The organism is Nocardia sp. Marseille-Q1738 (assembly GCF_965283145.1).
In genome coordinates this window covers 386,395-406,012 of record NZ_CBDIMS010000002.1, presented here as the reverse complement: position 1 = coordinate 406,012, position 19,618 = coordinate 386,395, and the positions used below count along the sequence as shown (strand labels likewise).

19 protein-coding genes are annotated in these 19,618 nt (G+C 65.7%); 9 read left to right on the top strand and 10 right to left on the bottom strand.

The genetic code is table 11. The features are described 5' to 3' along the window. Nucleotides 1-57: 57 nt before the first annotated feature. Entirely contained in the window at nt 58-1,797 is a 1,740-nt protein-coding gene (locus tag ACWPXK_RS10280; protein ID WP_454195830.1) for an IPT/TIG domain-containing protein, read from the bottom strand. A gap of 473 nt (nt 1,798-2,270) precedes the next feature. On the opposite strand from ACWPXK_RS10280, the gene ACWPXK_RS10275 reads away from it, so the two are divergent. Continuing rightward, a complete protein-coding gene (locus tag ACWPXK_RS10275) occupies nt 2,271-3,224 on the top strand; it encodes an alpha/beta hydrolase (RefSeq protein WP_454195829.1) in 954 nt (317 codons plus the stop codon). Nucleotides 3,225-3,277: 53 nt separating this feature from the next. Here ACWPXK_RS10275 and ACWPXK_RS10270 read toward each other — a convergent pair whose 3' ends face one another. Then, nucleotides 3,278-4,705 carry an MFS transporter gene (locus ACWPXK_RS10270; RefSeq protein ID WP_454195828.1) on the bottom strand — a complete coding sequence of 476 codons (1,428 nt, stop codon included), beginning with the start codon at nt 4,703-4,705 and terminating at the stop codon, nt 3,278-3,280. Nucleotides 4,706-4,783: 78 nt separating this feature from the next. On the opposite strand from ACWPXK_RS10270, the gene ACWPXK_RS10265 reads away from it, so the two are divergent. Continuing rightward, on the top strand, nt 4,784-5,404 hold the full coding sequence (locus ACWPXK_RS10265) for a TetR/AcrR family transcriptional regulator (protein WP_454195827.1): 621 nt from the start codon (nt 4,784-4,786) through the stop codon (nt 5,402-5,404). 92 nt (nt 5,405-5,496) lie between these two features. On the opposite strand, the gene ACWPXK_RS10260 is transcribed toward ACWPXK_RS10265, so the two are convergent. Next, nucleotides 5,497-6,969 (bottom strand): MFS transporter, encoded by a 1,473-nt coding sequence (locus ACWPXK_RS10260; protein WP_454195826.1) that lies wholly within the window; start codon nt 6,967-6,969, stop codon nt 5,497-5,499. Nucleotides 6,970-7,103: 134 nt separating this feature from the next. On the opposite strand from ACWPXK_RS10260, the gene ACWPXK_RS10255 reads away from it, so the two are divergent. Then, complete coding sequence (locus ACWPXK_RS10255) at nt 7,104-8,036, top strand: LysR family transcriptional regulator (protein ID WP_454195825.1); 933 nt, start codon at nt 7,104-7,106, stop codon at nt 8,034-8,036. A 19-nt stretch (nt 8,037-8,055) separates the two neighbouring features. On the opposite strand, the gene ACWPXK_RS10250 is transcribed toward ACWPXK_RS10255, so the two are convergent. Beyond that, nucleotides 8,056-9,123, bottom strand: a complete 1,068-nt coding sequence (locus tag ACWPXK_RS10250) for an ADP-ribosylglycohydrolase family protein (RefSeq protein ID WP_454195824.1) — start codon at nt 9,121-9,123, stop codon at nt 8,056-8,058. 258 nt (nt 9,124-9,381) lie between these two features. On the opposite strand from ACWPXK_RS10250, the gene ACWPXK_RS10245 reads away from it, so the two are divergent. Then, nucleotides 9,382-9,918 (top strand): sugar O-acetyltransferase, encoded by a 537-nt coding sequence (locus tag ACWPXK_RS10245; protein WP_454195823.1) that lies wholly within the window; start codon nt 9,382-9,384, stop codon nt 9,916-9,918. Nucleotides 9,919-10,219: 301 nt separating this feature from the next. Then, on the top strand, nt 10,220-10,870 hold the full coding sequence (locus ACWPXK_RS10240) for a TetR/AcrR family transcriptional regulator (protein WP_454195822.1): 651 nt from the start codon (nt 10,220-10,222) through the stop codon (nt 10,868-10,870). Between the two features lie 85 nt (nt 10,871-10,955). Here the strand turns inward: ACWPXK_RS10240 and ACWPXK_RS10235 are convergent, their stop codons facing one another. Further along, a complete protein-coding gene (locus tag ACWPXK_RS10235) occupies nt 10,956-11,162 on the bottom strand; it encodes a DUF397 domain-containing protein (RefSeq protein WP_454195821.1) in 207 nt (68 codons plus the stop codon). After that, the gene (locus ACWPXK_RS10230; RefSeq protein WP_454195820.1) at nt 11,152-12,042 is read right to left on the bottom strand and encodes a helix-turn-helix domain-containing protein; all 891 of its coding nucleotides are present in this window, start codon (nt 12,040-12,042) and stop codon (nt 11,152-11,154) included. The genes ACWPXK_RS10235 and ACWPXK_RS10230 overlap by 11 nt, the downstream gene beginning before the upstream one ends. 972 nt (nt 12,043-13,014) lie before the next feature. On the opposite strand from ACWPXK_RS10230, the gene ACWPXK_RS10225 reads away from it, so the two are divergent. The 4 genes from ACWPXK_RS10225 (at nt 13,015) to ACWPXK_RS10210 (ending at nt 15,462) form a co-directional block, all read left to right on the top strand. After that, nucleotides 13,015-13,221, top strand: coding sequence for a hypothetical protein (locus ACWPXK_RS10225; protein WP_454195819.1), 207 nt, complete (start codon nt 13,015-13,017; stop codon nt 13,219-13,221). 168 nt (nt 13,222-13,389) lie between these two features. Further along, nucleotides 13,390-13,677: a DUF6968 family protein gene (locus ACWPXK_RS10220; protein WP_454195818.1), complete on the top strand. Its 288-nt coding sequence runs from the start codon at nt 13,390-13,392 to the stop codon at nt 13,675-13,677. Nucleotides 13,678-13,743: 66 nt separating this feature from the next. Then, nucleotides 13,744-14,271 carry a hypothetical protein gene (locus ACWPXK_RS10215; RefSeq protein ID WP_454195817.1) on the top strand — a complete coding sequence of 176 codons (528 nt, stop codon included), beginning with the start codon at nt 13,744-13,746 and terminating at the stop codon, nt 14,269-14,271. Between the two features lie 72 nt (nt 14,272-14,343). After that, nucleotides 14,344-15,462, top strand: a complete 1,119-nt coding sequence (locus ACWPXK_RS10210; RefSeq protein ID WP_454195816.1) for a hypothetical protein — start codon at nt 14,344-14,346, stop codon at nt 15,460-15,462. A gap of 105 nt (nt 15,463-15,567) precedes the next feature. On the opposite strand, the gene ACWPXK_RS10205 is transcribed toward ACWPXK_RS10210, so the two are convergent. The 4 genes from ACWPXK_RS10205 to ACWPXK_RS10190 all read right to left on the bottom strand — a co-directional run bounded on the left by ACWPXK_RS10205 (nt 15,568) and on the right by ACWPXK_RS10190 (nt 19,538). Continuing rightward, the gene (locus ACWPXK_RS10205; RefSeq protein ID WP_454195815.1) at nt 15,568-16,452 is read right to left on the bottom strand and encodes a metal ABC transporter permease; all 885 of its coding nucleotides are present in this window, start codon (nt 16,450-16,452) and stop codon (nt 15,568-15,570) included. A 25-nt stretch (nt 16,453-16,477) separates the two neighbouring features. Beyond that, complete coding sequence (locus tag ACWPXK_RS10200; protein WP_454196408.1) at nt 16,478-17,245, bottom strand: metal ABC transporter ATP-binding protein; 768 nt, start codon at nt 17,243-17,245, stop codon at nt 16,478-16,480. A 35-nt stretch (nt 17,246-17,280) separates the two neighbouring features. Beyond that, nucleotides 17,281-18,219 (bottom strand): metal ABC transporter substrate-binding protein, encoded by a 939-nt coding sequence (locus ACWPXK_RS10195; protein ID WP_454195814.1) that lies wholly within the window; start codon nt 18,217-18,219, stop codon nt 17,281-17,283. A gap of 62 nt (nt 18,220-18,281) precedes the next feature. Then, entirely contained in the window at nt 18,282-19,538 is a 1,257-nt protein-coding gene (locus ACWPXK_RS10190; RefSeq protein ID WP_454195813.1) for a cytochrome P450, read from the bottom strand. Between the last annotated feature and the right edge of the window lie 80 nt (nt 19,539-19,618).

The window sequence follows — 19,618 nt, the reverse complement described above, 5'->3', positions numbered from 1 at the left end:
TCGGTCCCTTCGGTGATCGCCCATACGCTCAGGCCGAGGCCCGTGCGGGCGGTGCCATCAGCTGTAGGTGTAGGACACCCCAGCGCTGACACCGCCTGGGCCGACAACCGTGACGGGCACGGTACCGAGGCCCGCTGGAGCGACCGCGGTGATCTGCGAATTCGAGTTGACTGTGAACGACGTCGCCGGAGTAGCACCGAACAACACCGCAGTGGCGCCCGTGAACCCCGTACCGGCCAACGTGACCGTAGTCCCTCCGGACGCCGACCCGGAAACCGGACTGATCGCAGTCAGCGTCGGAGCCGGCACATACGTGAACGAAATCCCGGCACTCGTACCAGCCGCAGTCGTCACCGTGACCGGCACCGTCCCCGTTCCGGGCGGAGCAAGCGCAACGATCAACGAATCGGAGAACACGCTGTAGAACGTCGCCGGAGTAGCACCGAAATTCACCGCGGTAGCACCCGTGAATCCCGTACCGGTCAAGGTAACCACGACCCCGCCGGTCACCGGCCCCGAACTCGGACTGATCGAAACCACCGAAGGGACTAACGGAGCTCCCACATACGTGAACGGAAGCCCGTTACTCGTACCCGACGCGGTGGTGACCGTCACCGCCACCGTACCCGTCCCGGGCGGAGCCACAGCCGTGACCTGGTTATCCGACACGACGGTGAACGAAGTCGCTGGAGTGGCACCGAAATTCACCGCCGTAGTACCCGACAGGCCCACACCCGTGAGAGTCACGGTAGTCCCGCCGGTTTGCGGTCCCGACAGCGGACTCGAGAAGAACAGGATCGGCGGCAGCACATAGGTGTAGTTGACCGCGTTACTGATACCACCTGGGGTGATCACCCTGACCTGCACGGTACCGAAGCCCACTGGAGTGACCGCGGTGATCTGCGTATCCGACACGACGGTGAACGACGTCGCCGGAAGAAAGCCGAAAAGCACTGCTGTCGCACCCGTGAACCCCGTGCCGGTCAACGTGACCGTCGTCCCGCCGGTCACCGGACCCGAGGTCGGAACGATCGAAGTCAGCGTGGGAACCGGGACATACGTGAACGAAACACCGGCACTCGTCCCAGCCGCTGTCGTCACCGTGACCGGCACCGTCCCCGTTCCGGGCGGAGCAACCGCAATGATCAACGAATCGGAGAACACGGTGTAGAACGTCGCCGGAGTAGCACCGAAATTCACCGCGGTAGCGCCCGTGAATCCCATACCGGTCAAGGTAACCAGGGCCCCGCCGCTCACCGGCCCCAAGGTCGGACTGATCGAAACCACCGTGGGAACTACCGGAGCCCCCGTATATGTGAACGGAAGCGCGTTACTCGTACCCAACGCGGTCGTGACCGTCACCTGCGCCGTACCTGCACCGGCGGGAGCTACCGCCGTGACCTGGTTATCCGACACGACGGTGAACGAAGTCGCGGGAGTGGCACCGAAATTCACCGCCGTGGTACCCGACAGACCCACACCCGTAAGAGTCACGGTCGTCCCCCCAGCGGGCGACCCTTGGGTGGGGCTGAGCGAGGTCAACTGGGGAAGCTGAACGTAGGAATAGGGAACCCCATTACTCGTTCCGTCCGCGTTGGTGACGGTGACCTGTACCGTACCCGTTCCCGACGGAGCGACCGCCGTTATCTGCGTAGGGGAATTCATCGTAAAAGTGGTTGCGGTGGTACCGAATCGCACCGTGGTCGGTATGAATGCAAACCCGGTACCGGTGATGACGACGTTGTTGCCCCCGGAGGTCGGCCCCGAGGTCGGTGATACAGAAGTGATAGTAGGCATAGTGCTGCCTCCTTGTTGCTGGTTCCTCTGCACCGGGGGGTGCGCAACCTTTTAGGCGCCCGGCTCTACACCATTAACTGCCCTGGACCAGTGCCGAGGCAATGCGTATTCCGTTCCGGTTTCGTCCGTTTTCGGATTTGCTGTCGCGAGTTGACGACACACGCGCGTTCACGGCTGATGCGTGATCGACAACATTCGGCAGGTAGTCGGGTAGTCGGTGTTCGGTACCGTGGGGAGCGGCGTAGTGCAAATTTGCTGCCGAATTACCTTGCAGGGCAAGAGTCTATCCACAGTCTCGGCGGTTCGAGCTTCGTGGCGTTTGCGATGAGCTCGGGCACTGCCGGATGTCTGTGGCACGGCACCGACAACGGACCTGTTGCACCGGAGGTTCTTTCGCGCTCAGCCGTCTCTGACCAGATGCATGCGCGGTTGATGTGTCGAGTGCATCGCCGACGGATGGGTACAACGTAATCGTGAGTGCTTCAAAGTATTTGGGCGCGCTGCTCAGCGCGCTGGCGACCGCTGTTGCGGCGTCCGTGTTCTCCGTCAACCCTGCCGAAGCCACCCCCACGCGAGCGCACGTGGTCGGCCGGACTTCCCTCGGTGGTTCCGTATCGCAGATCGATGTCTACTCGCCCGCGATGGATCGTGTGGTCACCCATCGGGTGATCCGGGCCGCAGGCGGCGGACCCGCGCCTACGCTGTACCTGCTCACGGGCATCGGTGGTGGTGTCGACGGGATCTCGTGGTGGGACGACACGGACGTCCGAGAGTTCTTCGCCGACAAGCATGTCAACGTGGTGATGCCGCTCGGGGGCGCCTACAGCATGTACACCGACTGGCTCGCCGATGACCCAGCGGTCGGCCGCAACCGGTGGCAGACCCATTTCACGCGAGAACTTCCGGCGACCCTCGACCACGAGCTGGGCGCGACCGGACGAAACGCGATCGCGGGAGTCTCGATGAGCGCGGCCTCCGCGATCGACCTCGCGATCCAAGCACCCGATACGTACCGCGCCGTGGCGGCCTACAGTGGGTGCCCCTGGGCAGCGGATGCCGCCGGCGTGGCGATGGTCAGCGCGCAGGTGATTCGCGGCGGGGGCAACCCGGCGAACATGTGGGGCGCACCCGGCGAGGCGATCTGGCGGGTCCACGACGCGTTCGCCAATGCGTCCGCTCTCGCCGGGAAGACCATCTACCTGTCCGCCGCCTCCGGCACTCCCGGCGAGATCGATCGAGGCGGGCTGCCGTTCCCGCCGATCGAGGCGATCGCGAGCTCGTGCACGGCGGCCTTCGCGGACCGTCTCGCCGATCTCGGCCTTCCCGCGATCCATGTCAACCGTCCGGAGGGCTCGCACACCTGGGGCCAGTTCGAGACGGACCTGCACGATTCCTGGCCACACCTGGCCCGCGCGCTCGGCGCGTGAAAGACGCCGCGTGGGGCGAACCGAGGCAGGCGTGCGTATCTCGGCTCCTGCGGTCAGCGCTGGGTGGGCGGTGCGGCCTCGCTGCCCTGTGCCGCAGCAGAATCGGTTCGCCGAACACGCAGCAGCAGGACCGTGAGCAGGCAGCCGAGCAGCGCCAGCGTGGCGGCGGTGGCGAAACCGGCACGGATACCGTCGACGAAGGCCGCACTTCCCGTGGATCTTTCGGTCACCGTTTGGGCGAGCAGCAGCACTGCGGTCACACCGATCCCGGAGCCGACGCGCTGCGCGGTGTTCACGACACCCGCGGCGATGCCGCGATCGGCCTCGTCCACCGCGGTGACGGCCGGGACCGTGACACCGACGAAGGCGGCGGGTAGCCCGATGCCGAACACGATCGCCGCGGGCAGCACGTCCGGGACGTACGACACGTGGTCGGGCAGCCTGGCGAACCAGGCCAGTGCCGCGGCCTGCAACGCCATTCCGGCAGCCAGTACGCCGCGCGGGCCGATCTGCGCCAGCGCGAACGGGATCAGCGTGCGGGAGACGGCGATGTTGACCACCGCGACGGGCAGCACCGCCAAGCCGGACGATGTCGGGCTGTAGCCCTGGGAGTTCTGCAGATACAGCGCGAGCAGCGCGAACGCGGGAACATGCGCCGCACCGACGAGCGCGTTCACCGCCGAGGAACCGGTCACCTGGCGAATCGCGAACAGCCGCAACGGCATCAGCGGGTGCGGGCTGCGCATCTCGATGACCAGGAAAGCGGCGAAGAGGACGACGCCGAGACCGAGCAGGGCCGTGGCCGGAACGCGGGTACCGGGATCGCCCCACGCCCCGATCGCGTATCCGATGATCAGCAGCGCGGCCGTTCCGGTGAGGGCACCGGGCACGTCGAGCCGCCCGTCGGCCCGTTCCGTGGCGGGCGGATCCGCGGGCAGCGATCGGAGCAGCGCCAGCGCCAGCACACCGACCGGCAGGTTGATCAGGAAGATCGACGGCCAGCCGAAAGCGTCCGTCAGCGGACCGCCCACCGCGGTGCCGATCGCCGCACCGGCCGCGCCCATCGCACTCCACACGCCGAATGCCCGGCGGCGCGCGGCGGGTTCGGTGAACGCCGCGGTCAGCAGGGCCAGCTGTGCCGGAATCACCACGGCCGCACCGACACCCTGCAAGGCCCGCGCGGCGATCAGCAGCCACGCCGTGTTCGCGAATCCGGCCAGCGCCGAGGCGACGGTGAAGACCGCCAACCCGATGCCGAACATGCGACGTGGACCGTACAGATCGGTCGCACGACCACCCAACAGCATGAACCCGCCGAACGCGAGGAGATAGGCGTTGGTCACCCAGCCCAGTCCTGCTTCACCCAGGTCGAAGTGCCTGCCGATCTCGGGTAGCGCCACGTTCAACACCGTGGTGTCCAAGAAGATCACCAGCTCGACAACGGTGATCAGCAGCAGTCGCAAACGCCCTTTCCCACCCATCGCTTTCCCTTTCGCTAGAGCATAGGTCTAGCGAAATATTCCACTAGAGTCACACTCCAGTCAAGTAACATGTGATCTATGCCGAAGAACACCGGAGTGCGCGCCGCTCGGACCTCAGCCAACCGCGCCCGCATGCTCGCGGCCGCGCGGGAACTGTTCACCACCCGCGGCTACACCGCGACCACCATGAAGGCCATCGCCGAGGAAGCCGGAATGGCCGTGCAGACCCTGTACTTCACCTTCGCCACCAAGCGCGCGATTCTGACCGAGCTGCTCGACGTCGAGATCGCGGGCGACACCGAGCCCATCGCCACGCTCGACCGCCCCTGGTTCGCCGAGGCCGTGAATGCACCTGCGGCCGAACAGATCCGGCTTCAGGTGGCCGCGGCAGGCGCGATCCTGGGCAGGGTCACTCCCCTGCTGGAGGCGGTCCGCTCGGCCGCGGCCACCGATCCGGAACTGGCCGAGCTGTGGCAGACCAACATCGCCCAGCGCCATACGGTGCAACTACGCCTCAGCGAGGCCCTGGCCGCCAAGACCGCCCTCCGCGCGGGAATCGATCCCGAGCGCGCCGCCGACATCGCCCTGGCCGTCCTCGCGCCCGAGACCTACCACCTACTCGTCCACGAACGCGGCTGGACCAGCCAGGACTGGCAAGACTGGGCCACCGACGCGCTCACCCGGCAACTGCTGCCCTGACGGGAACGCATGCGGATCTGCGGGTCGTGCCGCCCGGAGATGATGCGCCGGAGGATGTTCCGATTCCCGGCACCGAGGAGCGGTGAGTTGGGCTATTCCCCTTGGTTCTTCCGGTCGGGTGCAGGCCGGTGCGCGTCGCGCCGGGGCATGCGCAGCCACAGGACCATGGCCAGTCCCAGGGTCACGAGGAGAGCCGCGAGGGCGAAGACCCGCTGAGTTCCCCTGGCGACCTCCGCCGAGGCGGCCGAAGTGACATCACTCGTGCCGACCGCGAACGTGAAGACCGCCCCCATGACCGATGCGCCGGTGATGAGACCCAGGTTCCTGGACAGATTCAGCATGCCCGACACCAGGCCACGCTGGTCCGCGGAGACGTCCTTCATCACCGCGGTGTTGTTGGCCGCTTGGAATATCGCGTATCCGGCAGTCGTGAGGACCAAAGGCAGGGTGTATCCGAGAACGCCTGCGGCCGTCGGCATCACAGCGAGCACCGTGGTGCCGCCGATGACGCCACAGAGCCCGGCGACCACCATGAATTCGGCGCCGAAGCGATCGGTGGCGCGTCCGGCCGGGACACCGGTGAGGGCGGACACCGCGGGGCCTGCCGACATCACCAACCCGACGACGGCCGGATCGAGGTCGAGTGCCAGGCCGAGGTGAAATGGGCCGACGACGAGGGTGGTCATCATGACGGTCGAGACCAGCGCACTGGTCGTCAGACCGGCGGCGAGCACGCGATCACCGAACATCGACAGAGTGAGCAGCGGGGCGGCGACACGGCTCTCGGCCAGCACGAACAGGCCGAGGCTTGCCCCGGATGCGATGAGCAATCCGATGGCGAGTGGGCCGAAATCATTTCCTTCGATTGTCATGGCCAACGCGTACGCGCCCAGGGTGATCGCCAGCAACGCGGTACCCGTGACGTCGAAACGCCGTCGCGCGGAACTCGTTACCGGTGCGGAGGCGGGCAGCACCCATATCGTGAGCATGAGCGCGAGCAGCCCGAGCGGCACAACGAGGAAAAAGATCGCGCGCCAGCCGAAGAGGGCGATGAGAGCTCCACCGGCCGAGGGTCCCAGCGCGGTGCCGACCGCCGACATCGTTCCGAGCAGCCCCATGACGCTGCCGGTGCGGTCCTTTGGCACGGTCTCACCGACGAAAGCCATGGTCAGCGCCATCATGCACGCGGCACCGACGCCTTGCAGCGCCCGGGCCGCGACCAGGGAGACCAGATTCGGGGCGAGACCGCACAGCAGCGTCGCGATCGTGAACACCGTGATACCGCCGAGCAAGAGGCGACGCCGGCCGGTGAGGTCACCGAGTCGGCCTGCCCCGACGATCAGTGTCGTGATGGCCAGCAGATAGGCGATCACGACCCACTGGACCTCGTTGAAGGAAGCGTCGAATGCCACGGCCATGGCGGGCAGGCCGACGTTGGCGATGCTGATGCTCAGCGAGGGCAGCAGCATGGACAACGACAGGGCGGTCAGCGTCCAGCCCAGTGGTGGACGTCGCGCAGGCGAGGCCTGCTGAGCTTCGGGGCCCGGAGGCGTTGCTGATCTCACGGGTGTCCTCTTCTTGGGGTCGATGGGGTCGTCATGGACGGTAGGTCTCCACATGACCTGGCGGAAGACGCAAAGATGGAAAGGTATTTGTGCACGCGACGCCAGGTATGGCTGATTTGTGAGATCGTGGGCGCATGGCGCGGCCCGATCTGAATTTGCTGGTCACCCTGGATGTTCTGCTCGAGGAGGGCAGCGTGACCAGGGCGGGGGAACGACTCGCGCTCAGCCCGTCCGCGATGAGTCGCGCGCTCGCTCGGTTGCGGAGAGCCACTGGCGACCCACTCCTGGTGCGGGCCGGCCGAGAACTGGTGCCCACGCCCCGCGCCCTGGAACTCCGCGATCGGGTCCACGGCCTGGTCCGCGCGGCCGAAGAGGTCCTGCGGCCGGCGGCGGAGCTGAACCTGGCGACCCTGAAGAGAACTTTCACCGTGCGCAGCAGCGATGGGTTCGTCGAGAGGTTCGGACCCGAATTGGTGGCCGAGGTCGGGGCCGACGCACCCGGAGTGCGGCTGCGTTTCGTGCAGAAGACGAAGAAAGACGTCGGTCCCTTGCGAGATGGCAGCGTCGACTTGGAGACGGGCGTCATAGAGCAGGCTCCGCCTCCCGACATCGTGAGCAGCCCGCTGTTCACCGACCGGTTCATCGGTGTGGTGCGCGGCGAGCATCCGCTGAGTACCGGGAAAGTCACCACCGACCGGTATGCGTCGGCACGGCATGTGCACGTCTCACGACGCGGGCTGACCGAGGGGCTGGTGGACGAGGCACTACGCCCGACCGGACGCCAGCGGGAAGTCGTGACCGTGGTGGACGGCTTCAGCGCCGCCTTGGCTCTGGCACGAGCCTCCGATCTGGTTGCCACCGTCCCCGGGCGGCACACCACCAACCTCCGGCGCGGAATGCACTCCTTCGAGTTGCCTTTCCGCGCCCCGGAGGTGACGGTGTCACTGCTCTGGCACGCCCGGCTCGACGCGGACCCGGCTCACCGGTGGCTGCGCAGCCGCGTGCTCGACGTGTGTCGACGGCGGACCGAACCGGGAGAGACCGGTAGCGAACGCGACGTCTCCTAGCCCTGATCGCTGCCGATCTTCACAGACCCTCGTCGAGCGGATACCGGGCGCTGAGGGCGGACCGATCGCCGATCGCGAAGTTCATGACGAGATCGTCGGCGACCTGGACCAGCACATCGCGTCCCTCGACCGCGCCGGCCCAGTCCAACGGCAGCGCCGAAACACCATGGACGGCACCGATCAAGTTACCGGCAACCGCACCGGTGGAGTCGGAGTCACCGGAGTGGTTGACCGACAGCAGCAGCGCCGCACGCACATCACCGGTCTTCGCGGCGTGCAGCGCGCAGTACACCGCGATGGCCAGGCACTCCTCGGCGACCCATCCGGCGCCGACCTGCTCGACCAGCTCGGCGGCGGCCGGTTGCTCGGACAGCTCGACGGCTCGGGTCAGCGCGGCCGTCGTCTCCTCACTCGCGGGGAACTCCGTGAGCTGAGTGACCGTCTGCTGCACCGCGATCGGCAGCTCGACACCGCTCAGCACGCGATCAACCAGCGCCGCGAACGCACCCGCGGCGATGTATCCGGTTGGATGCCCGTGGGTCAACTGCGCGGCCCGTGCGGCGGCGGTGAAAGCACGATCAGGCCCCAGCCCGGCGAGCCCGAACGGCGCGGACCGCATTACCGTGCCGCATCCCTTCGACTGCGGATTCACCCGACCGGCCGCACCGATCGGACGCGGTGCGAGGTATCCCCGTGCCTGCTGGCCGAGCCCCGACATGCACGCATTTCCCGGCGCGCGGACCGCGTAGAGAAACGGCAGACTCACCAGCCACCCATCCGCCTGTGCCGCGGGCTCGTCCTGTCGCTGGGTTTGCAACCAGCGCAAGTACGCCCGGCGCAACGCGGGCACCGGATCAGCGCCCGGCTCCGACCGCAACAGCCCTTCAGCGGTGAACAAGGTCATCTGGGTGTCATCGGTGATCTGCTGCGGCGCACCCGCGACGTGTTGCGGCAGAAAACCCGTCACCCCTTCGGCCCCGTAACGTTGGCGAATCTGCTTCAGCTGCAGGAATTCGATGGGCCACCCGAGCGCGTCACCAACCGCCCCACCCAGCAGAGAACCCCTGACCCGGTCGAAAACCGTCATGTAATCCACCACAAGACCCCATCATCGCATCCAGTCCGCACGGAACTGACCATCGCAGCCCTCGACGTCCGGGCCGGACAGCCCGCGTTCCTCCGAGTAGGGCGGTCGGGGCACACCTCGCGGGAAGCGGTGGCGGTCCGACCAATTACGTTGGAGGACAGCAGATTAGCGCGTGCCCGCCGTCCGTCGGCTCGGATATCGGTGGTGCCGCGATCATCAAGATCGGACAGGATCGTTCCATGACGACACAAGGACCGTATGTTGCGCGGTGAGCTCTACCGCGACAACGATCCGCAACTGATTGCCGAGCGCCGGTCCTGTCAGGAGCTCCTGGATCGCTTCAATGCGACGCGGTCGGGCGAGGACGACGAACGCCGCGAAATCCTCGAGAAGCTGCTCGGCGCCATCGGTGCGGGCTCGTGGATCATGCCGCGGTTCCAGTGTGACTATGGCTATCTGATCCGCCTGGGCCGCAATAGCTTTCTGAACTATGACGCGATCGTGATGGACTGCGCTCCGGTCGTCATCGGCGATGACGTATCCATCGGTCCTCGGGCCCAGCTACTGACGGCCCTGCATCCTATGCAGGACCATGAACTGCGCCGTGAACGCTGGGAGACCGCCGCTGCGATCGAGATCGGCGACAACGTGTGGCTCGGCGGCGGAGTCATCGTCTGCCCCGGCGTCACGATCGGCGCGAACACCGTCGTCGGCGCCGGCAGTGTCGTCACCAGGGATCTGCCGGCGCGCGTCTTCGCCGCAGGCAATCCGTGCCGGGTCATCCGGCAGCTATAGGCCCGGTGTCTGGTTCTCGGCAGCGCCGGCGCGGCCGTTCTGGGTGAGCGGCGCGGCACAGCCGGAACAAGATCCGGGGCGAAAGCTTCAGTGGCTCAGTGACTTGCGCCTCCGATCATCCACGGGTTGAAGGCGCAGTCGAGGTTCGGATTCGCGTCCGGATCGAGAGCACGCAGGGCGATCGAGGCCGCGCGCGGGGAGTGCACCAAAAACTAGCAGCGTAAGTTTCCGTCTAACCGTAGGACAGGGAATCCAGCGGCGCAAGCTTCACTGCGAGAATGCGAGGATCGAAAGGAGGCCCATGGCCAGACCGCGCAAGCCGCTGCTGACCCGCGAGCGCATCATCGAGACCGCGCTCGCCCTCGTCGACGCCGAGGGGCTGGCGGCCGTCTCCACGCGGCGGCTGGCCACCGAACTGGGCGTGCAGGGACCGTCGCTGTACAACCACGTGCGCACCAAGGACGACCTCATTGACGCCGTGGTCGACGCGGTGCTCGGCGAAGTCGACATCTCCATGTTCGATCGCCTTTCCGCCGACAACCCGGACTGGCGATCGGCACTGCTCGCCTGGTCGCGCTCCTATCGCACCGCGATGGCCGCGCACCCCCGCATCGTCCCCGCCCTAGCGGGCGGCCCAGGACACCGACCGAACGCACTGCGCATGGCCGACGCGGTCTTCGGCGGCCTGGTGGCGGCGGGCTGGCCGCGCCGCGAGGCCACCACCGTCGGCACGCTCATGCGCTATTTCCTCACCGGCGCGTCCCTCGGCTCGTTCGCCGGGGGCTTCCCGTCCGACGCGGCCGTCTACGCCGACGAGTATCCGCACTTGAACGAGGCGCACCTGCTGGCCGATCGGCAGCAGCGCATCGATCGGGACGCCTTCGAGGTCGGCCTGGAGTCGCTGCTCGACGGTTTGGCGAGCAGGTACCGGCTACTTGCTGGTGACGTGTAGCTCGATCGCCACATAAGTCGCGACCACATGAAAACCCCGCCGCCCTCGTCTCATCGGCGAAGGGGCGGGGCTATCCGTTTTTCGACTACGCGCGCTTGAACTCGCCATCGGCTACGCCAGCGGTGAACGCGTCCCACTCGCCAGGGGTGAAGACCAGCGCGGGGCCGGTCGGGTTCTTGGAGTCCCGCACGCCGACCATGCCCCTGTCGAGAAACGCAACCTCAACACATTCCCTTCCGGACTGGCTACGGCTGCTCTTGAACCACTTTGCCCCGGATAGATCAACGTCCACGCTGCTCATGCTCCCTTGCTACCTGCCTCAGCAGGCTTCTACTCGCGTTCGCATCCAAGGCGGCTTCCCGGATGCGGTCGTACCGCTGATTGTAAAGCCGCAGGTCGGTAGCATCCTCAAGGTACATGTCACCGACTATGGCTTCGAGGTAGACCACCGGCGGTTCGACCTGTCCGCCAAGAGCGGTCTCGCCGAACTCCAGGATGACAAACGGCGGCATAGAAATTCCTCCGGGGAACCCGGCATCGAACGGCAGTACGCGAATCGTGACGTTGTCTCTGGTGGACATGTCCGCCAAGTGACGCAGTTGGGCGGCCATGATCGCAGGGTTGCCCGCTACGCGCCGTAGTGCGGCTTCGCCGATCACAACGTCGAGCGTGACCGGCTGTGCCTTGCGGGTCACGATGTTCTGTCGCTGCTGCTTGATCTGTACACGCTGCTCCCACTGCTCGGGCGTTTCATCGGGCCAGGCAAGCGGCGCGAGCGCGCGATCGTAGTCGGCGGTTTGGAGCAAGCCCGGAATCAGATCTGGCTGGTATGACACCAACTTGACCGCTGCGGCTTCGAGCCCGACGTAGAAATCGAAGGTCTTGGGGATGAGATCGCCGTACTGGTGCCACCAATTTTTGACGTTCGCCTGCTTCGCCAGCCCGATGAGTGCCTCTGTCAGATCCTTCGGGACGCCGTACAGGTCGCAGGCTGCCCGGATGTCACGCGACTTGATCCGCGAGTTCTGTCCAGTCTCCAACCTTTGAACACTGCTCGCTCCGATCTCCAACAGCTCGGCAGCCTTCACCTGCGTCAAGCCTGCACGTGTGCGCCACTCGAGCAGGTACCGACCAAGCTGACGACGCGGCAGAGTGGAACCGGTCTCTGACATGTTGACCTCCCCTTACCCGTTGCGGGTACACCGAAATACCCGCCTCGCGCACATCGTCGCACCGTTTGCGGTGCGCATGCTGGGCTTTCGGGGAACTTCTTTCGGTGTACCCGATTCGGTGGGCCATGGTGTGCGCGTGGGTGTCTCATGATGATGCGCCTGGTAGGGAGCGCGGAACCGCCGACACCGCAAGGCTTCCCGCCCTCGGGTACCGCTCAGGGGGTTGTCGAGGACCGGGCGCACCCCTAAGTCTTTCCGATACGAGTAGAGGTCTTCATGGGCCACATAGCGTTTGGAGACACCCCGGTGTCTCGATGCCACTTCTACCGGCGAGTGTGTGACCTGCCCGCGGTGATCGACCCGCCCGAACTGGGCCGCATCATCATGCGCACATCGCACGTTGGAGCGCTGACCATGCCAGCGCCGTTAGGGCGAGCCGTCAGGCAAGTCATGCAGCGCCGGAGAGACGCGTCAGGGCCGATCGTGGCGCATCCTCGCTCGAACAGGTGGACCTATTTGGTGAGGCACGATCTACCCGAGGACACAAGGCTTTTCGCGGAGTTGTTCCGGCTCGACGTGTCGATTGTCCGCGAGGGCGGAACGGTCGCGTTGCCCTCGCCCACGGCAGAGTCCGGAGCGATCCGGCATTGGATAGAGACACCCCGAGACAGGTTCCGCCCGTCCGGAATGGTTGTGGTCGAGTGCATCCGGGCGTGTAGTGGTCCGGGTAGGCGTTGGACGGTGGCTCATTTCTAACTGCACGGTTCTGTTGACGCAGTGTCGATGGTGGGCGACAGCGGACGGAACACCGAACGGGAGCGGTTTCGTGACGCACGTCCGCTGCCCGGACAGCCGACATTGCCTGCGCCTGGTCCCGTTGGTCGACGGCACCATCGGACAGCACGAACGCAACATCCCCGGTGCCTGCCCGTGGATCGGGTACCGGGTGGTTGACGACCGGAGGGAAGGGCGATGACTTCCCCGCTCCCGGACGATCCGGATGTGCATCTGTCGGTGTTCCTGCACGGCGTCCGGTTGGACTTCGCGGCGTGTCTCACCGCTGCGCTGACGTTCGTTGAAGAGCACCGGAAACGCCACTACGTCGACGCGGTGGACGTGCTTCCGGATGCTGAGGGCTGGCCCAGGTTACCGAACGAGAGGTTGTACCTGGAGCGATGATGGTTCGGATTCGGACACGTCAGGAACGTGCCCCGCCCGCCCGGCTGGACGGCAGAACACACGCGTTTGGTCATGGTCCCTCTAGGACCCCTCATCAGCTAGAGGGACAGTCACAGTCAACCCCGGTAGCCGACGATGTGCACATTCCTAGATCCCGTGGGGGAACGAATGCAGGATGACGAACTGGGTGAGCCGATCGCAACCCGTGAGCTGTGCTGTGATGGCAGCCCTGTGGTTGTGACATTCGGTAAGCCGGTGCAGGAGAAGGACGGCTGGTCGTGCGGTTTCCGCATCGAAGGCATTGGCCGTAAGCCGGTTACGCGGCGGAGCCGTGGCGTCGACTCGGTGCATGCGTTGTTGCTGGCGATGTCGGCTGCTCGTCGCATACTGGCCCACCGGAAAGAGCTGTACACGTACAGGGGCAGCGCCGACCTTGGATTCCCGTCAGTTGTGTAGCGGCGGTGTTTGTCACTGTGGCATGCGACACTGACCTGTTCGGGTCACGACGCGAAGGAGGCAGACGTGGGGAATGACGAGCAGATGACCATGGATCTCGGCGTACCCGTCGAGCAGACCGCATGGGGAAAATGGGTCGACCCTGAACGGCGCAAGGCGCAAGCCCAGAAGTTCATGGACCACGCCGGATTGCAACGTATTCCGCCGGAGCCATGGCCGGAAGGTTCGGAGGAAGTGAAGCGGTTAGACCCAATTGTCGCCGAACTGTTCCCCACCAGGGCTGCCGCTGCGGCGGCACCCGATGACGCCGATATGGTTGATGCGTTCGTTTGTTTCATCGGCGCGTGCTTCGAAAAATTCGCAGGGGCTAGATTTATAGATGAAGAATGGTTCGGCCGCGAATACTCGTTTTACGACGACGTGAATCCAGCATTAGTGATGGACACGGGCGACGAAGAAGACGTCGAGACCGTATGGGGATTAATCGGCCGCATGATCGAATATAGCCCAGAGGAGCACGAGGGGATGTTTTCCAAAATGTCTGCGGCCATTCGCGAGTACGCATCGCTCCACGAGGACTATCACAGCCGCTGAGCTGCCCTAACTGCTTCCCAACGGCTACGGCCAAGAATTTCTCGATATCGCTCCACGCTCCTGGGGGATCGGTTGGACGAATACGAAAGAGACCGAGAGAACTATAAGCCTCACGAGCGTGGGAGGATATTCGAGAACGGTATCGAAGCGTACTTCAAGGACCGTGAGCGTGGATATCTCCCCAGTTCCCGCATATACAAGACCCCGGAAGGTCGGATTAAGTTCGACCACGTCAGAGAGGAGCAGGGTAAAACTTTCTCCATCGAGGATAAATCCGGCAGAATTGAAGGACCCAAGGACGAAAAGCAGCTCAAGGCGTTGCGTGTTCTTCTCGAGACAGGCGTCGTGCAGGAACATACGCTACGGTCAGTAGAAGGTGAGACAGTATCGAAAGACTGTCAGGTACTTATCAACGGTTTGAAGCAAGACTTCCGCGACAGATTCACCCACCTAGAAATCTCGCGAGCTGAAGCCCGGACAATTTGGGCATTGGGTGTGGATTTGGAGCGAAGTAAGCAGCTCGAACTGCCAGGGCAAGGTAAGCAGCTTGAGTTACCGGGCGTAGCAGAGAAGGCGCGAGAGGAGAAAGCGCAGGAGCTACAAAAGCGGAGAGATAAAATCGCGTTGCTGGCGAAGGCGCGGGGGCAAGCCGAGAAGTTCCGGAATATGTTGCGATTCCGCGACGGTGCTACACGTGGCCGAGCGGAAGCCCCCGAGCGAGTCGAGCGCGAGCGACAAGCGCGAGAAGAAGCCAAGCTAGCCAGGCAGGCACGCGAAACACCGAGTGCGCGGATTGAACGGGCGGCGGCCGAACGCGTGGCGCTGGAATTCCCGGTGCCCGAACAGTTTCAGGAACGGGAAGCCGCCGACACTGGGGAACATGCAGCCCGAGATGCGGCCGACGCTGCCAGCCTGGAGCGTGCAGCAGCCGACGCCCGCGCAGCGGAAGAGAAAGCGCGCGAACAAGCCCGCATCGAGCGTGAGGCAGCCGACAACAAGGAACGCGCGGAACAACTGGCGCGACTGCAAGCGCGGGGAGTGCCCCCGGAAGTGGTGAAGCTTCTCGGGCTCGGGCAAGCGCGACCACCATCAGCGGCGGTGCGGGAGCCGCCGGGGCAGGCTCCGCAGGTGCAGCGCGGCGGCACTGGCTACGGGCACGAACGCAGCCGGGGAGTCGAGCGCGGCCGGTGAATCGCATGCGCCCCATCGACGCCGTGGTGTCGGGGCAAACGTGGACACTTCCGGTGACAGAGTCGGGTGCTTCCGGCGTATCGAAGTCGACCAACTCAGCGAACTTCACTCGGCGGCGCTGAGCGAAACCGCGCTCCGCTGCCGCCAGGCTGCCGAAATGCGCCGCCCGATCACACCCTGCCTGGGCGCGAACAAATACGCGGCCGTGAAGGCGAGGCCCTGGACGACGACGACCATGCCGCCCGGCGCGGTGTCGAGGTGGTAGCTCACGTACAGACCCGTCACCGCACAGGCCACCGACACGGTCGGAGCGATGATCAGCATGCGGCCGAAACGGTCGGTGAGCAGGTAGGCGGTCGCTCCCGGGATGATGAGCATGGCGACCACCAGGACGACGCCGACCGCCTGGAGAGCGACGACAGCCGTCAAGGCCAGGAGGCCGAGCAGGGCGGTGCCGAGCAGCCGGGGACTGAGACCGATGGCGTGCGCGTGCGTGGGATCGAAGGCATACAGCGTGAAATCGCGGCGTTTGAGGATCAGCGCGGCGAGGGTGATCGCCGCCAGAAGCACCACTTGGATCAGCTCCGCGCGGCTGACGCCAAGCAGGTTGCCGAACACGATGTGGTTGAGGTCGGTCTGGCTGGGCGTCACCGACACCAGCACCAGCCCGAACGCGAACAGCGTGGTGAAGACGATGCCGATGGCGGCGTCCTCTTTGATCCGGCTGGTGTCGCGAACCACCCCGATCAGCGCTACCGCCAGGAACCCGAACACGATCGCGCCCACCGCGAACGGCAGCCCGAGGATGTAGGCCAGCACCACACCGGGCAGCACCGCATGGGAAACCGCGTCCCCCATCAATGACCACCCGATGAGGACCAGCCAGCAGGACAACACAGCGCACACCACCGCCGCCGTCACGGTGGTCGCCAGCGCGCGCACCATGAATTCGTAACGCAGTGGGTCGATGAAGAATTCGATCGGAGTCATTGGCCTGTCTCGCACTCAGCCGGGTTCACACCCGGTCCATCACATCCAGGCCGAACGCCCTCGCCAGGTTCTCCGGCCGCAGTACTGAATCGGGATCGCCGTGTGCGAGCACCGTGCGCATCAGCAGCACTGCCTCGTCGGCGAGGCCGGGCAAGGCGTTCAGGTCATGCGTCGACACCAGGATCGTGGCGCCATCGGCGGCCAGCCCACGCAGCAGCGTGGTGATCGTGGCCTCGGAACGTTTGTCGACCCCGGCGAACGGCTCGTCGAGCAGCAGGACGGTCGCACCCTGCGCCAAGCCGCGCGCCACGAACGCGCGCTTCTTCTGCCCGCCGGACAGTTGGCCGATCTGCCGGTCGGCGAGGTCGGTCAGCTCCACGCGTTCCAGCGCATGTGCGACAGCCTCGCGGTCGGCCTTGCGCGCGCGGCGGGTGAATCCCAAGCGGCCGTATCGACCGGTCATCACCACGTCGCGCACCGAGAGCGGGAAGCTCCAGTCGACATCCTCGCTCTGCGGCACATAGCCGAGGACGCCCGCCCGCCGCGCCGCCACCGGCGCACCGCCGTTGATCCGCACGGTTCCACGATCGGGCTGGACCAGGCCCATGATGGACTTGAACAACGTCGACTTGCCGGAACCGTTCATGCCGATCAGACCGCAGACCCGGCCGGAATCCAGGGCGAGGTCGACCCCGTCGAGCGCCAGCACGTCGCCGTAGCGGACCGTGACGCCCCGCACCTCGATCGCCGGCGCGCTGATCGCCTGCGCCTCGCTGACGCTCGGCTCCGGCATGACCACCGGGGTGGCTGTGTCGATGGTTCGCTCGCTCATGGCCTGCGTCCCGTCAGCGCAGAACCGATCGTCTGCGCGTCGTGGCGGATCAGCGCCAAGTAGGTCGGCACCGGGCCGTCGGCCTCCGACAGCGAATCGACGTACAGCACGCCACCGAACCCGGCGCCGGTGGCCTCGACCACCCGCCGCATCGGCGCGTCCGACACGGTGGACTCGCAGAACACGGCAGGCACCCGGCGCTGCCGGACGAAGTCGATGGCCGAGGCGATCTGCTGCGGCGTGGCCTGCTGCTCGGCGTTGACCGCCCAGATGTACTTCTCGGTGAGGCCTGCGTCGCGGGCCAGGTAGGAGAACGCGCCCTCGCACGTCACCAAGGCGCGTTCGTTCGGCGACAGCACGCTCAGGGTGCCGACGAGTTCGTCTTGCACCTGGCGCAGTTCGGTCTTGTACCGCTCGCCGTTGGCACGGAAATCGGCCGCGTGCTGCGGGGCCAGCTCCTCGAAGGCGCGCACCATGTTGTCGACGTAGATCTGCGCGTTCTGCGGCGACATCCACGCGTGCGGGTTCGGTTTGCCCTGGTAGGCGTCCTCGCTGATGCCGATCGGCGCGACGCCGTCGCTGACCACGGCGTGCGGCACGCGCACATCGGCGACGAACTGGGTGAACCACGCCTCCAGGTTCAGGCCGTTGTCCAGGATCAGGTCGGCCTTCGAGGCCTTCTTGATGTCGCCGGGAGTCGGCTCGTAGCCGTGGATCTCCGCGCCCGCCTTGGTGATCGACTCGACGGTCAGGTGCTCGCCGGCCACATTCCGCGCGATGTCGGCGAGCACGGTGAACGTGGTGAGCACCACCGGTCGATCATGACGCCCGGCCTCACTCGCCCCGCAGGCGGTGAGGACAAATGCCAGGGCGCCCACGGTGGCGGCAGCGACCAACCGGCGCGGGGACAGAGCAAGCAAACGCCGAGCCTTCATACACTGAGATCATAATGTTCGCCTCCCCTAACTTTCAAGTTGGAGTCATTGAAACCCCGCCGTTACTCCACAGGCAGCGGAGGTGCCGGCTCGAACACGACCGGCAGAGCGGTCAACGCGCGGTGGAAGGGGCCCGGCCGCCAGGTCAGCTCACCGGGCGACACCGCGAGGCGAATCTCCGGCAATGCGTCGAGCAGCTGGTCGATGGCGTCCTGGGCGATCAGGTAAGCCAGCGAACGGGCAGGACACACGTGTGGCCCGCCACCGAAAGCCAGATGGGCGCGATTGCCCGCGTATTGGTCCGTCCTGATCGCCGGGTCGGTGTTGCAGGCGGACATGCTGATCACGACCGGTTGATGGGCGGGTACCCAGAAGTCCTCGATCAGGATCGGCTGCTTCGGGAAGCTGAAACAGAAGTTCGCCATCGGCGGGTCGTTGAACAACACCTCGTCGAGAGCGTCCCTGGTCGAGAGGCTCCCGCCGAGCACACTGCCACCGAACCGCTCGTCGGTCAGGATGAGCCGCAGGGTGTTGGCGATCAGATTCTGTTGCGGTTCGATGCCCGCGCCGTACATCGTGCCCACCTGATTGGCCATTTCCACATCGGTCAGCTCAGCCGGATGTTGCAGCATCCGAGTCGTCACGTCATCGCCGGGTTCGGCCTTCTTGTGTTCGATCAACTCCGCCAGCGCGGCCATCAACAGCTTGTTCCCACGCTCCGCGTCGACGGCGTTGAACATCGCGGCCATCGCGGTCGCGGCGCGCTGCGCGATCTCGGCCGGGCAACCGAGCATAGCGTTCAGCACCGCGAAGGAGAGCGGAAGCGCGTACTGGCGGACCAGGTCCGCGGACCCGTCCGCACAGAACGAGTTGATCAGTGGGACGGCGAGTTGCGCCACGGTGTCGTGCAGTTTGTACCGGTCGACTTTGTCCAGAGCCGCGGCGTTGGCCTGCCGGTAACGGGCGTGCGCCGCGCCGTCGTTACGCCGCGCGTTCGGCCGCCACTGCATGAGCGGCAGCACCGGGCAGTCGGCCGGAACGCTCTTCTGCCAGGTGCGCGGATCGGCCGGAAAGTGGTCCGGGTCGTTGAAGATCCGCACCGCGGTGTAATACCCGATCACCAAGGTCGCGGGCACGCCCGGCGCCAACTCGATCGGCACCAACGACCCGTAGCGTTCGCGCATCTCGCGATAGGCGCGTTGCGGATCCGCCGCGAACTCCGGTGCGTACAGCGCAATCCGCGGACCGTCGGTATCGGCCGGTGAACCGTGCGGCGCGTGACCGGTTCGGCTGTGCGTTGGGGACGGAGGCATCGTCATCGAAGAAACTCCATGCGGTCGAACAACAAGACCAGTGAGCCTAGGCAGCTTGCGCAGCGTGCGTACCGAAAACGGCCGGT